Below are 246 nucleotides of genomic sequence, written 5' to 3'. Positions count from 1 at the left end.
GTGCTTGTCCCCGCAGCTTTTCGCAGCTTATCACGCCCTTCATCGCCTCTGAGAGCCTAGGCATCCCCCATACGCCCTTATTTTGCTTATTGTACCAATCATAATATCAATTATGACCGTTTTTTTTGTTCTCTACAATAAAATTGTAAAAAACGCTTTCTACTTTCTTATTATTTTCTTATCTCAATATGTCAATGAACTTTTATTTAGCCCAAGGTCTAAAGTCTAAAGTCTTAAAGTAAATCA

The 246-nt window shown here is 36.2% G+C and carries 1 rRNA gene; it reads right to left on the bottom strand.

From position 1 onward, the window contains the following. Window positions 1-91: ribosomal RNA gene (locus LUU93_RS21675) — 23S ribosomal RNA — on the bottom strand; the annotation flags it as partial. Window positions 92-246: the final 155 nt, after the last annotated feature.

It is taken from the genome of Flavobacterium soyae (genome assembly GCF_021245985.1).
Classification (GTDB): domain Bacteria; phylum Bacteroidota; class Bacteroidia; order Flavobacteriales; family Flavobacteriaceae; genus Flavobacterium; species Flavobacterium soyae.
Note: the sequence above shows the minus strand (reverse complement) of the source record. Positions and strands in the feature narration are given on the sequence as shown.